Genomic DNA, 13,775 nt, shown 5'->3' with positions numbered 1-13,775 from the left:
TCATTACCATGCTGCGCTACCCGTAGAGGGGTAAGTAAGCCTTGCTGCGTCTTTACTAGCCAGAAAAGAAGACAATTTTTTTCTCGTTCCCTTATCTCTGCAATTTTTCGGGAATATTCACAAGACTACTAGACAAAAGACATCAATACAACTGACAATTAACCCATCAAAATTTGATTATGTTTTTGGAGACAGATTTGGAACGCACATTTTTAGCAATTAAACCTGACGGTGTACAACGCGGCTTGGTGGGTGAAATTATCCGCCGATTTGAAACTAAGGGCTTTACCCTAGTGGGCTTAAAGTTTATGAAGGTTAGTAAAGAATTAGCGGAAAAACATTATGATGTTCACCGTGAAAGACCTTTTTTCCCTGGTTTAGTGGAATTTATCATTTCTAGTCCAGTGGTAGCCATGGTTTGGGAAGGCGAGGGCGTTGTGGTAGCAGCCAGAAAAATTATTGGCGCAACCAACCCTTTAACAGCAGAACCAGGCACAATTCGCGGCGATTTTGGCGTTAATGTCGGTCGCAACCTCATTCATGGTTCTGATGCTCAAGAAACCGCCCAAACAGAAATTGCGCTGTGGTTTAAGGAAGAGGAATTGGTTGCTTGGCAACCTCATTCCACACCTTGGTTAAATGAGTAATTAGGGATGGGTAATGGGTAATGGGTAATGGGTAATAAAACTCTTACCTGTTCCCTGTTCCCTACCTAATTACTTCAAGACTTGGGCTTTTTCCTTTTCTTCTGGCACTAATTCCACAACGGTGCGTTTAGAGAAGCCCCAGGCTAAAATTATACCAATAGCTGTCACCATGAGCCATTGTGGTGGGACTAAATCATCGTTGATGACTTTTAATAACAGACGTAAACCTACAAACGCTACAGTGATGTAACCTGCGTCTTCTAAGTTTGCATATTCATCTAACCAGCGGATAAATAATCCAGCCATGAATCGGAGGGTGACAATACCGATGGTTGTACCAGTGATTACTAACCATGTTTCTTGAGAAACGGCGATCGCTGTGGTTACACTATCCAAGGAAAAGGCTAAATCGGTAAAGGCAATCACGGGTATAGCTTGCCACAGAGATTTAAAACGTGGTCCGTGATGGTGATTGGATTCGTCTTCTTGAGAGCTAAAGTGTTGGAATACTAGCCATAAGAGATAACCAGCGCCCAATAGTTCAAATTGCCAAAATTTTTGTACCCAAGTAGCTGTTAACAATAGGGTGATTCGGAGGACATAAGCAAATACTAAACCAATGTTTAGGGCTTGACCTTCTAGTTTTTTGTCTTCTAGTCCTTGGGCGATCGCAGCGAGGGCGATCGCATTATCAGCCGATAGCACTGCCTCTAAAAACACTAAGATTAAGAGGACTATAGAAGCTTCGACGCTGAAATGAAAATCTAGGTAATTAAATATTTGGTCTAACATTCCAATTTCTCAGGCAAAAATCAATAATTTACAGAATTAGAGCTTAAAAGTTTTTCTTGTAGAAAGCACAACAAATTACTACTTTCATCTATTTTAACTTGCATTTAGCCTAGTCTTAATGAGTAATTTCCGTCACCACTTTAAACTAGATAACTAAAAGTTAGCATACTTATATTCATAAATTGACTTTATCATCTTATTTACCTGATATGTCATATCTTCCTGACATTTTGGTAATTCTTATTATTAACTATTATTTTCCTCATTCATTCCACAGGATTTCCACAGGTAATTTTGTAGTTTTCCACAGATGTTTGACGAGTTAATCAGCTATTGCTGACTTATTGGGGATTGTGAATTTTTCACTACTAACAGGCTTGATAACCGAGTTTTCATGAAGTTATGTAACAAAAATATAGTTATAAGCCTGATTAATTCGTCAATATTTATTTTTGACTGCTAATTGTTAACATTTCGCAGCATTGACAAATCCACCTGTTGTGAGCGCAAAATGATGAGTCTTAGTTTGATTCCCTTAGGCATCTGCATTTTGTATTTTGGTTTATTTTAATTTCCTTCCCTACTTTCCCCACAGGGGATGAATCAGCCCTCAGTCAAACTGAACACAAGTAACTTCTCTTGATTAATCTACAGGAAAATTTTATGAACTCAACAGTTCCTCTCTTTACTGAAATTCCCGAAACATTACAGGAATCCATGAACAACTATCTGCAAAGCCATCCTGATTGGGATCAAACCCGCGTATTAACAGCGGCTTTATCGCTATTTTTGCTGCAAAATGGCGAAAGCGATCGCCGAGCGGCTCGTGTTTACTTAGAAACTTTATTTCATCAATAATCCAGATAAATACTGGATTAAATTAATAAACCAACTCTGTTTCTGTTCACAACATTTTGCGTTGATAGCATGAATTTTGCAGCCCTGCTCCCACGCCTTCAAGGCATGGGAGCGGCGGAAGTTTAGAGATAGTAGTCAAGTTTTAGTTAGAAGTAGCGCATTCAAATTTGTACCCTACACCACGGATAGTGTGAATTAATGTTGATTGAGTCGGATCGATTTCAATTTTCTTACGAATTTGACCAATATGGACATCTACAACCCGTTGATCCCCAACATATTCATAGTCCCAAACTTTTTGGATCAGTTCAGATCGTCGCCAAACTCTAGCTGGATGACTAGCTAAAAAATATAATAAGTCAAATTCCAGAGCAGTTAAGAGAATGGGTTCGCTATTAAGCATTACTTCCCGTCCTATGGAATCAATAGTTAGTTTGTCAAAGATAAGACGTTGCTGTTCTGCATTAGTTACAACCCGCTGCCGCCTTAAAATTGCTGCTACTCTAACTTCTAACTCTCCTAAACCAAATGGCTTAGTGAGATAGTCATCAGCACCTTTAGAAAAACCGCGAATTTTATCCGCTTCGTCTGTCCTGCTAGTCAGTAGTAGCACAAATACACCACTACGACTCTGCATTTCTTGACAGAGGTTAAAACCAATCACATCCGGCAAATTAACATCTAGAATTACTAAATCAGGGTTAAATTGCTCAAACATACTTAGACCAGTCTTACCATCTTCGGCAGACTCAACTTGATAATTTTGTTTGAGTAAAAAGCGTTGGATTAAATTCCGAACCGCAGGATCGTCGTCAATTACAAGAATCTTGGCAGCAGCCATGGCTATTATTTTTTACAGAAGTACATAGAATTAACAAAGATGATTGCGTAAAAACGCAGGTTTTACTTTGGCAGTAATTCAAAATTTACGGGGGATAGGGATGATTATCCTGATTATTTCTATAAACTGTAATTTTTATTGTGAATATTGAAGAGGTAAGTATGCTGGTATAGCAGGAGTTAGGGGAGGATGAGAGTAGTTTCCCGACTTCAGTCCACAGTCCTGAGTATTCAAATTTTCAACAATCTTAAAACCACAATTTTCTTATGTGCGGTTGCCCCGACTCATGCTATTATTGTAGTAGATGGATAAAATTGCCTACTTTCTCTAATGCAGGTAGCTACTTGTCTAATAGTTGTCTTTATTTCTATAAAATCTAAAGTTGTTTTTCTGTAAAATAAAAAGTGCCGCTGATTAAGGCTAAAGTAATAACCTCCCATGAGTGATCAAAGTCCCTACGAGAAACTTGGGCTATCAGAAGACGCAAGCTTCGATGAAATTCAGGATGTTCGGAATCGCCTGTTAGAACAACATGGTGGTGATGGCAATGTCCGAGAAGTTATTGAAGCTGCTTATGATGCGATTCTAATGGAGCGCCTGCGGATGCGCCAAGAAGGTAAAATTAAAGTGCCTGAACGCATCCGGTTTCCAGAAAAGCGAGTTCCATCTTCTCCCCAAACAAGTCAAACCCTTGGTCAGCAGTCTCCTGCATGGCTACAGCGAAGTATAGATCAGCCTACTTTAACTGATGTACTGCTACCAGGAGCTTGGTATCTGGGTTTAAGTGCAACTAGTGTGTTATATCCCGGTGGTAGCGGACAGGTTTTACAACTGTCTTTGGTAGTTGGGGTAGCTATTGGTGTTTACTTCCTCAATCGCAAGGAAGGAAAATTTGGTAGAGCGGTTTTATTCACGTTAGTTAGTTTAATTGCTGGCTTAATCGCTGGCGGTCTACTTGCTGGCTTAATATTACCATTACCATTGATAACTTTGACAGCGAATCAGTTTTCGACGCTGTTGACTTTTATATTGATGTGGTTAGTAAGTAGCTTTTTACGTTAGGTAATGGGTAATTGGTTAATGACCGATTACCCATAATTTTTTTATTGTTTGAGGATAAAATCTACAGCCGTTTTTAAATCGGTCACAATCATATCAGGTTGATAAGATGCTAGTTGGCTGCGATCTCGGATACCCGACTCAACTGCAATAATTTTGATATCGTGTTTTTTGGCAGCAGCAATGTCGGCTTCTGTGTCTCCCACCATCCAAGTATCATCCGTAGGGGGGAGTTCAGTTAAGGCTCTAGCCATTAATAATGGTTTATCTTCGACATCACGAGTTTTTAGATAGTCGTTACTTAGGCAATAACGGCGATTTTCTGGGAAAAACTGGCTCAAATTATATTGATTAAAAGCATAATCTAATTCTCGTACCCGTCGCATTGTCATCACGGCTAAATCAACACCGGCTGCTTGAACTTTGGTGAGTGTTTCTAATGCAGTGGGAACAAGGACATCATACTGGAAATAGGGGAGGGTGTGGACTATTTGTTTACGGATTTGGGAAAATTCTTGCCCTTGTTGGGCATCTAAACCTGATTGTAGAGCAATTTGGAGTTCGGGAGTGTGCGATCGCTTGAGTTGCCAAAATTCGGCTTTAGAAAGTTCTGTAATTGTTTGTTGAGGATATCGGGTTTTCTCTAGACACAATTGATAAACACGGTAGTAGCGTTCTGAAACATCCATGATTGGACCGTCAAAGTCAGTAATTAATCTCAGCATGAGTAGATAATGTTAATTTTTTTTACATTATCCCAGTCAGGTGGTATTTTTAATCTAAGATTTCGCGCAAAGAGGCAAAGGAGCAAAGGCGCAAAGGAAGAAATGAGAGATTGAGATTACATCAATAATTGTAACTGTGAACCTTGTTGGTTTTTACTCACTTCGATTCGGGCTTGGAAGGCTTCTTTGAGGTGGGGCATATGGGTTACAGTGAGGATACAGGCAAAATCAGAGGATATGGCGTTAATTGCGGCAATTAAGCGATCGCATCCTTCCCCATCTTGAGTCCCAAAACCTTCATCTATTACTAATAATTGTAATGATGCTCCTGCTCTTTGCGCTAATAATTTGGCTAAAGCTAAACGAATGGCAAAGTTAATTCTAAAAGCTTCTCCTCCTGAATAAGTTTCATAGGATCTCGTTCCTCTGGAATCAGCAATTAAAATATCTAATGTATCTATTAATTTAGCATTTTTCTTACTTGATTTGCCACTGCGTCCCGCTTTTTGGGTGATAAATTGGACGTGAAATTGATTCGCACTCAATCGAGAAAGTAATTGATTAGCTTCTGCTTCCAATTGGGGTAAAATATTTTCAATCATTAAAGCTTGAATCCCATTTTTGCCAAAAGCTTGAGCTAATTCTTGATAAACACGCTGTTGTTGTTTACAAATTTGCACCTGTTGGATATCTTGTTCATATTGATTTTGCAAAGTTTCTAATTGCAGAGACATTTGTTTTAATTGTCCCAACTGAGATATTTTATTATCTAGTTCCCGTCTCCGGTTTGCTAATTGTTGTTCTAAAGCATTAATTTGGGCTGTTGGGTTCGCACTGTCGGTTAATTGTTTAACCATATTATCAATTTGTTGAGTTAATATTTCTCGTTCTTTGAATATTCTTTGCAATGAATCTTCCAAATCTTGACTTTTATGACTTAATTGAGGATATTGTGCTTGTGCTGATAATAATTGTTGATGACGTAATTGCCAACCTTGCCCTTGTCGCACACCTTGACGCAGATAATTATGCTGTTCTGAACTATAGCCAATTTCGGCAATTTGCTTTTCTAAATTAGCGATTTCTTTCGCACAATCAGAATCAGTTTGTCCTTGTTGCAGTTGCAATTGTAATTTAGCAATATTCGCGGCTAATTCTGGTTTTCTAGCTATTAGTTGTGCTTGGCGTTTTAAGGCATCCTTAATTTGTCCTTGTTTAATTTCTGCCCAACGTAATTTATCTACATCACTACGGGCAAGAACGTGGTCTTGTTCACTATAATTAAGTTGCTGGAGATATTGATCTAATTGCTGAATTTCTATTTGTTTTTCTGGTGCATAATCACCGGTTTCTAAGGAATTTTCTAAATGTTGTTTTTCAGAAATAATTTGCAGTAACTGTTGTTGGACATCACTTGTAGCTTCTAACTGTGCTGCTAATTGTCCCCGTTTTTCTCGCAATGAATCATAACCTGATAACTTTTGGTCTATTTCTCGATATTCTTGTCTGAGTACCTGAATTTCCCGATCTGAAACCGCTATTTGTTCCCGCACTACCCAAAATTGTCCTTGAGTATCTTCATATTCTAATTGGGTTTTTTCGATAACTTTACTCCAATGATGTTCATCTAAAGGACGTTCACATAAAGGACAACTAGCATCAGGATTTTGTAACATTTGCAATTTTTGTTCTAGTTCTCCTAATAACTTTTCATAATCTCCTCGGTGAGCTTGTAACCGTTCCAGAAAATGTCGTCTTTCCTGTCCTTTTTCCTTGACTCTTTGGAGATAAACTCGCTTTTTATCTAATTCTTCAATTTGCGTTCCTATCTCTATTACTGCTTGTTGTAATTGGGGTTGACGATGGTGTTGATTTTGTAATTGTTTTTCTGTGGCTTGCATTTGCTCCAATCGCGCTACTAGACTAGCATGAGTGCGATCTAATTGACTTTGCAAACTGGCTCTTTGTTGTAATAATGGTGTTACCTGCATTTGCAATTGATCTAAGTTAGTCAAATGCTGACGAGCGGTATTTAATTGTAATATAGCTATTTCGATATCCCCAGATTTACTCAAGGTTTGGGAAATTTCTTGTTCTTGTTGTTCTAAAGCTGCTAATTGAGCTTCCGCTTGTTGTAATTGACGTTCTAAATCTTGAGTTTGTTTATATAGCTGTTGTTGTTTTTGTTGTTTTAAATTGGTAGCGCGGGTATGTTGTTCAAATTTAGCTGCAAAAATTTCTTCTTGAGATTGCAGACTTTGATATTGAGCATAACCAGCTTGAATATCAACTTGTTGATTGATAATCTTTTCTAAATCTGTTAATTGGGATTTTACAGCTATTTGTTCTTGTTGTAAGCGATCGCTATCTTGGTTCAGATTATCATATCGTTGCCGCACAAAATTTAATTGTTGTTCCCAACTTTGTCTTTGATGTTGGATAACTTGTAAACTTTGTAATTGAATATTTTCAAAAGCTTGTACTTGTTGTAAATTATTCAATTGCGCTTCTAACTCAGCGCGTTGAGTTTCCGTTGTTTCCCGTTGTTGTAGTTGAATTTTAATATTCGCTAAAGAATTTTCTAAATCTTCTCCTCGGATTCTATAAAGTTTAGATTTATCCTTAGCGCGTTCTTCTAACTCATCATACTGATTTAGTTTTAATAACTCCGCCAAAATTTCCTTGCGTTCAGCAGGACGTTTGAGCATAAATTCATCGGCTTTTCCCTGACGCAAATAAGCTGAATTAATAAAAGTCTCATAATCTAGCTTAATATGTTCGAGAATGACATCCTGAGTGGCTTTTAATCCCTTACCAGTCAAAGGACGAAACCCAGCAGGAGTTTCAATTTGAAATTCCAAAATACTAGTTCCACCTCTTACCCGGTTGCGAATTACCCGATAAGTTTGCAAACCACTTTGGAAAGTGAAATCAATTCGGACTTCTTGTGCGCCAGAATGAATCACATCATCCTCAATAGTAGCACGGCTTTCACCCCAAATTGCCCAAGTGATAGCTTCTAAAAGGGAAGATTTCCCCGCACCATTAGAACCACAAATACACGCCGTATGCAAGCCGCTAAAATCTAAAGCTGCGTCACGGTAACTAAGAAAGTTTTTGATGATAAGTTGGACTGGGATCATTCAGGCTATAGCGCCACATTTACAATTTTGAAAGTTAACAGTACAGATGCACTTAGTTTTTAGTTTAGCTATCTAATTAGCAAGTTTCTAGTCTTGAAGACATCAATTTTACAAAAATTTACAATATAAATAGGATTTTTTAGACAAAGACAAATCATTATGTATAATGAAGCACTAAATACGCATAAAAATATCAGCAGATTTAATTCGTTATCTTCCTGATCAAGCCTTATGGAAAGCGATAGTTATTTATGAGTAAAATTGATGATTTAATAATGAGGTGTATTCATGGATTTATAACTACAAATTCTCAAAGATTTAACGAAAGGCGCACAATCAATAACAAGTATAATAGATAGTCATGAGTACAAATAGTTTAACTTGGGCAATCACCTTTCAATGGTATGATTCTGGCAACCAAAAAATTCAACAAAAACAAATTTCTCAAACGCAGGTTGCTAAACATAATGGAATTATAATTATCGGACGTGATCCAAATGTTTGTGACTTAGTTTTAAATAATCAGAGTGTATCATCTCAGCAAGCTGAGATTTATTTTAATGAGGAACAACAACAATTTTTTATTAAAAATAAAAATACTGTAAATACTACTACAATAGATGGAAATGATTTAGCTTTAAATAAAGAATTACTAGTGAACAATGGCAGTCTTATTATATTGGGACAACAGCAAATAAAAATTACTGAAATCAAAATTTATCCACTTCCACCAACAAATTATTCTGGTATTAGTCCAACTTCAGGTTTAACTGGTAGTGATTCAAAGCCACTTATTAATAATCTAAACATCTCCCCAGATAGCTCTACTAAAGCCAATACAGATGATAAAAAAAATTCTTGGACTGATAAACAAATAGTAATAGCAATTGCCACAGTAGCAGCAGCAGTTGTTACTGCTTTATCCGGTTGGTACGTGAATGACAGTAATCATAAAACAGAAACAGATAAAGCAAAAATTACTGCGAGATTAAATGAGGACACCGAAAAAACTAAGTTAAAGTATGAGAAAGAGAAACAGGAAATTAATTTAAAGCATGAGCAAGAGAAATTATATTCAGAAAGATTTACAAAACATCAAGAGAAAGTTGCATCTTTAAAGGAAAAAAATCCTAAGTATAATCAACTTAGATTAATAAATAACTGTCCTGAAACTTTAAGTATTGCAGCCACATTCCTGGCTTTAGATGATGTCCAGCAAACTAAAGGTTGGCTTTATATCAAAAGAGGAGGAGAGATATCCCCTGATTATTTTACAAGATCTGATAATATATATTTATATGCTACTACCAATAACAACGGTAAAGAAATTGTGTTAAAAGGTAATGCCTTTGTGAATAGATTTATTAAAAAAGAGGATTTTGACTATATTGGAGACGCTTTTATTGAGTCAAACATGACAAAAGAATTAGTAAAATTTTATCAAATTAAATTTGATAGTCAATCCGACGGTTATACAACTAAAACTTTTATCTGTGATGATGAAGATAGATTGGAATTAAAGTAATACAGCATCAGTAAAATTTATAGAGTAAAAAATATGAAGATAGTAATAGGAACAATTCTCCGTAACCGCTACAAAATTTTACAGTTTTTGGGAGGTGGTGCATTTGGTGAAACCTATTTAGCTGAAGATTTAGATTTACCTAACCAACCCAAATTTGTTGTTAAACACCTCAAACCTAAAACATCTGAATCAGATGTTTTACAGGTTGCTCAAAGATTATTTGAGAGTGAAGCAAAAGTTTTATATAAGTTAGGAAATTTAAGTCAGCAAATCCCTAAACTATTTGCTCATTTTCAAGAAAATGGTGAATTTTATCTGGTACAAGAATTTATAGATGGTTACGACTTAAGCGCAGAAATAATTCCTGGTAAAAAATTGAGTGAATCAGAATTAATTCAACTGTTACAAGAAATTTTAGAAGTTTTAGCTGTAGTTCATCAACAAAATATCATCCACAGAGATATTAAGCCTCAAAATTTGATGCGTCGTCAAGAAGACAGCAAAATTATACTCATTGACTTTGGAGCAGTTAAAGAAATTAAAGGTTTGTTAGCTGATACTGAAGGTCAAGTTATTTCAACTGTTATTATCGGCTCTAATGGTTATATGCCTAATGAACAAGCTAATTCTAAACCAAAATTAGCTAGTGACATATATGCAGTCGGAATTATTGCTATTCAAGCTTTAACAGGTAAATTACCGCAAGAATTTTCAGAAGATCCTCAAAGTGGAGAAATAATCTGGCAAAATGAAGCAAAGGTAAGCAAGAAACTGGCTAGTGTTTTAACAAAAATGGTAAATTGCCAGTTCAACCTCAGATACCAATCAGCAACAGAAGCTTTAGAAGCAGTAAAATCATTATCATCCTTTACTATCAAACTACAAAAATTGGTAATTCCTGTGTGTCTTAGTGTGGTTGTTTTAAGTGGTCTTATATTTGCATTTATGAATTTTCTAAAACGACCTGCAACTGTTGTTAAACAACCCGCTAAGTCTGAATCTAATTTGCAACTAGTTTGTCCAGAAACATCTTTCCTGAGTCAACCTTTAGCAAGTAAACCAGATTTGAAGATTGGTAATAGCGAATATTATGGTTTATCAAGAGAGAAAGGTACTGGGAAAGGAAGCGTAGTTTTTCCTGATAAGAAAACAGGAACTCAGGCTAGATATGATGGAGAAATGAAAAATTATAAGCGTAACGGTTGTGGAATTTATACTGTAAATGGTGATAGCTATAGAGGACAATTTCAAGATGACAAATTTCATGGTCAAGGAATTAATACATTTAAAAGTGGAGATCGTTATATAGGTCAATTTGAAAATGGTTTTTTTCAAGGTAAAGGTGAATTTATTTGTAAGAATGGCAATAAATATATAGGAGAGTTCAGAAATAACAAATTACATGGTAAAGTAACTTTTATATCTCAAAATGGATCAAATGAAAAAATAGAAATCTGGGAAGATGGAAAATTAAAAGAAGGTGGTAAAATTTTTGATTGTAATGCTGGTAAATAGATTTTTTCGATAAAAGTATCCAATTGTGATTAAAAAACTGATTAGCGTGAACAATTAAGGAATAAATTTATCTTCAAAAATATAGAATAAAGATAGAATTAATTTTTTAAGTATTTCAATTATTTTAAATTCTGTTAAATTATTTTATGTATTTAATGAAGAAAGCAAAATTAAATCAAATAATTGATATCATAATAATGTAACATATTTTCTCACAAATATATTAGAATGAACAGAAAATTATCAGCAAACCTGACTTTTTTAATTTCTAGAGCTTGTTTGATTATTGTTGGTAGTTTACTCATTACTCTAGAAACTTCCTTACAAATAGCTCTAGCACAACCTGCTCCCACAGAAACTTCAAGTCCAGAAATTCCCAAAACTGAACCTGCTTCCACAGAAACTTCAAGTCCAGAAATTCCCAAAACTGAACTTGCTCCAAAAACTGAATTTGCTCCAACAGAAACTTCAAGTCCAGAAATCCCAAAAACTGAACTTGCTCCAAAACCTGCCGCAAAACCAGAATCTGCTCCCGCAGAAACTCCAACTCCAAAAATCCCAAAAACTGAACCTGCTCCAAAACCTGCCGCAAAACCAGAATCTGCTCCCGCAGAAACTCCAAGTCCAAAAATCCCAAAAACTGAACCTGCTCCAAAACCAGAATCTACTCCAGCAAAAACTTCAAATCCAGAAATCCCAAAAACTGAACCTGCTCCAAAACCTCTCGCAAAACCACAACCTATTCCAAAACCAGAATCTACTCCAGCAGAAACTTCAAATCCAGAAACCCCAAAAACTGAACCTGCTCCAAAACCAGAATGTACTCCAAAAACTGACCCTGCAACAAAACCACAACGAAACAAGCCAATTAGAGGAAGAGGGTAACACTTGTTCAATTCTTGATGTTTAATAAACTATAGAATTCTGAATTAATTTTTTGAGTGAGTAAAAGTAATTTGTAACCTTAATAGGACTTACGCAAGTGTCACACTAAAAATCTGTTGTAGGGTGCGCCAGACTGCATAAATCCTGCAAATAAACAGATTATTGATATCTGACGCACCCTACCAATGAGCCAGTTGCGTAAGTCCTGCTTAAATAGACATCTCCGAAAAAGAATCTGAAACCCTTAACCTATCTAGCTGAAAACTTAATTTCCTGAGAGGTCTAATATCTTGGCTACAAAGTTATATGTTTAACGTAAAAATTAATGATGAGTAGAATGTATTATCAAAATGCTTTTAAATTTTCTTTAACCACTCTTGTAATATTTTTCTCATTACAATTAAGTGCAATTAGTCAAACTAAAGTTGAGCAGCAAGAAATTAACCAGATAATTATTACTCAGCCAAACTCTACTCCAGTTGAAATCAATTCTTCCAAAGAACAGCCAGCTCTTCCTAAATATTCTGAGAGAATGAGACGTTTATTGCTGAGGCTTCAAGCTCCAGTTCAGATAAATTCCCCTCAAACACAGCCAATTCTTCCTAATATTTCTGAGCAAAATATTAATTTACTTCTCGTTTTAAAACAACGCAAACTTTATGTTTATAAAAGTAATATTTTACAAGCCAGCTATCCAGTAGCAATTGGTAAGCATGGGTGGGAAACACCAACTGGTAAGTTTATAGTGATTAGTATGGTAGAAAATCCAGTTTGGGAAAATCCCTTCGATTCTAGTAAAGAAGTTATTCCTCCAGGTTTACAAAATCCTTTAGGAGAACGCTGGATTGGATTTTGGACTGACGGAAAAGATGAAATTGGATTTCATGGTACTTACAAAAGAGATTCTGTAGGTAAAGCTGTTTCTCATGGTTGTGTGAGGATGTATAATGAGGATGTAAAAAAACTATATAATTTTGTGAAAATAGGAACTCCTGTAATTGTAATTCCTTAGTAAAATATTTCTCAAGAAACTATCCTAGCCAACCCACGTCACCATACATATCACATATTATTGGCAATTTTATCATGAGTCGTTCTACCCGTTGGCAATCTAGCACCGCTGCACTCATGGCCATAGCCATTACCACAGGTGCAGCTATTCCCTTACTGTCCTTGAGTCCTGTTCTAGCACAAGGATACAATCTTAATCAATCGCGGACAATTAGTATTCCCGCTAATGTAACTTTACCTGTTACCTACGACAAGGAAAAAGTTATTGTCAAACCGGGTGAAACATTAGCCCTAACTCTGAAAATAGCTGACAATGTTACTGATAGCAACAGAAATATTTTAATTCCTGCCAATACTGAAGTGATTGGTGAATTACAACCAGTAAGATTAAATACTCGATCTTCTGGGAATAATCAGCAAGGTGTTCGTTTTGTAGCCAGAGAATTAGTATTTCCTTCTGGACAACGACAACAGATTTTTGCTAATTCCCGAACTATAACCAAAACAGAAACAATTACCAAGGGATCAAGCACTGGACAAATATTAACTGATGCTGCTATTGGTGCCGGTGCAGCTAGTGTAATTTCCCTAATTACAGGTAACAAGAAAATTGAAGTTTTAGAACCTGTGGGTGGTGCAGCAGCGGGCGCTTTAGCTAGTGTACTATTGAGGAAACAAAAAGCTGATGTTTTTGTCCTCAGACCAGAACAAGATCTAGCTATTACCCTGACTTCAAATTTGGTGATCACTCGTCAATAGAGTTAATAGCACTAG

At 36.2% G+C, this 13,775-nt stretch carries 12 protein-coding genes; 7 read left to right on the top strand and 5 right to left on the bottom strand.

Going from position 1 to position 13,775, the window contains the following annotated elements; genetic code table 11:
- The first annotated feature begins 197 nt into the window (after positions 1–197).
- Positions 198–647: a nucleoside-diphosphate kinase gene (gene ndk / locus BMF77_RS01275; RefSeq protein WP_015080124.1), complete on the top strand. Its 450-nt coding sequence runs from the start codon at positions 198–200 to the stop codon at positions 645–647.
- 69 nt (positions 648–716) lie between these two features.
- On the opposite strand, the gene BMF77_RS01270 is transcribed toward ndk, so the two are convergent.
- On the bottom strand, positions 717–1,439 hold the full coding sequence (locus BMF77_RS01270; RefSeq protein ID WP_148760005.1) for a TerC family protein: 723 nt from the start codon (positions 1,437–1,439) through the stop codon (positions 717–719).
- Positions 1,440–2,102: 663 nt separating this feature from the next.
- Between BMF77_RS01270 and BMF77_RS01265 the strand changes: the two genes are divergently transcribed.
- Positions 2,103–2,297 carry a DUF2811 domain-containing protein gene (locus BMF77_RS01265; RefSeq protein ID WP_148760003.1) on the top strand — a complete coding sequence of 65 codons (195 nt, stop codon included), beginning with the start codon at positions 2,103–2,105 and terminating at the stop codon, positions 2,295–2,297.
- A 142-nt stretch (positions 2,298–2,439) separates the two neighbouring features.
- Here the strand turns inward: BMF77_RS01265 and BMF77_RS01260 are convergent, their stop codons facing one another.
- Positions 2,440–3,138 carry a response regulator transcription factor gene (locus tag BMF77_RS01260; RefSeq protein ID WP_015080127.1) on the bottom strand — a complete coding sequence of 233 codons (699 nt, stop codon included), beginning with the start codon at positions 3,136–3,138 and terminating at the stop codon, positions 2,440–2,442.
- Positions 3,139–3,576: 438 nt separating this feature from the next.
- On the opposite strand from BMF77_RS01260, the gene BMF77_RS01255 reads away from it, so the two are divergent.
- Positions 3,577–4,200 carry a CPP1-like family protein gene (locus tag BMF77_RS01255; RefSeq protein ID WP_148760002.1) on the top strand — a complete coding sequence of 208 codons (624 nt, stop codon included), beginning with the start codon at positions 3,577–3,579 and terminating at the stop codon, positions 4,198–4,200.
- A 41-nt stretch (positions 4,201–4,241) separates the two neighbouring features.
- Here the strand turns inward: BMF77_RS01255 and BMF77_RS01250 are convergent, their stop codons facing one another.
- Complete coding sequence (locus BMF77_RS01250) at positions 4,242–4,922, bottom strand: HAD family hydrolase (protein WP_148760000.1); 681 nt, start codon at positions 4,920–4,922, stop codon at positions 4,242–4,244.
- Between the two features lie 116 nt (positions 4,923–5,038).
- Positions 5,039–8,065: an exonuclease subunit SbcC gene (gene sbcC, locus BMF77_RS01245; RefSeq protein WP_148759998.1), complete on the bottom strand. Its 3,027-nt coding sequence runs from the start codon at positions 8,063–8,065 to the stop codon at positions 5,039–5,041.
- Positions 8,066–8,426: 361 nt separating this feature from the next.
- Between sbcC and BMF77_RS01240 the strand changes: the two genes are divergently transcribed.
- Entirely contained in the window at positions 8,427–9,590 is a 1,164-nt protein-coding gene (locus tag BMF77_RS01240; protein WP_148759996.1) for an FHA domain-containing protein, read from the top strand.
- A 33-nt stretch (positions 9,591–9,623) separates the two neighbouring features.
- A complete protein-coding gene (locus BMF77_RS01235) occupies positions 9,624–11,105 on the top strand; it encodes a protein kinase (RefSeq protein WP_148759994.1) in 1,482 nt (493 codons plus the stop codon).
- Positions 11,106–11,317: 212 nt separating this feature from the next.
- Here BMF77_RS01235 and BMF77_RS01230 read toward each other — a convergent pair whose 3' ends face one another.
- Positions 11,318–12,001 (bottom strand): hypothetical protein, encoded by a 684-nt coding sequence (locus BMF77_RS01230; protein ID WP_148759992.1) that lies wholly within the window; start codon positions 11,999–12,001, stop codon positions 11,318–11,320.
- A 314-nt stretch (positions 12,002–12,315) separates the two neighbouring features.
- Here BMF77_RS01230 and BMF77_RS01225 point away from each other — a divergent pair, with 314 nt between their 5' ends.
- Complete coding sequence (locus BMF77_RS01225) at positions 12,316–13,002, top strand: L,D-transpeptidase (protein WP_148759990.1); 687 nt, start codon at positions 12,316–12,318, stop codon at positions 13,000–13,002.
- Positions 13,003–13,076: 74 nt separating this feature from the next.
- Positions 13,077–13,760 carry a conjugal transfer protein TrbI gene (locus BMF77_RS01220; RefSeq protein ID WP_148759988.1) on the top strand — a complete coding sequence of 228 codons (684 nt, stop codon included), beginning with the start codon at positions 13,077–13,079 and terminating at the stop codon, positions 13,758–13,760.
- Positions 13,761–13,775 lie beyond the last annotated feature (15 nt).

Source organism: Dolichospermum sp. UHCC 0315A (genome assembly GCF_008121535.1).
GTDB lineage: Bacteria > Cyanobacteriota > Cyanobacteriia > Cyanobacteriales > Nostocaceae > Dolichospermum > Dolichospermum lemmermannii.
This window is presented reverse-complemented; position numbering and strand designations above follow the sequence as displayed.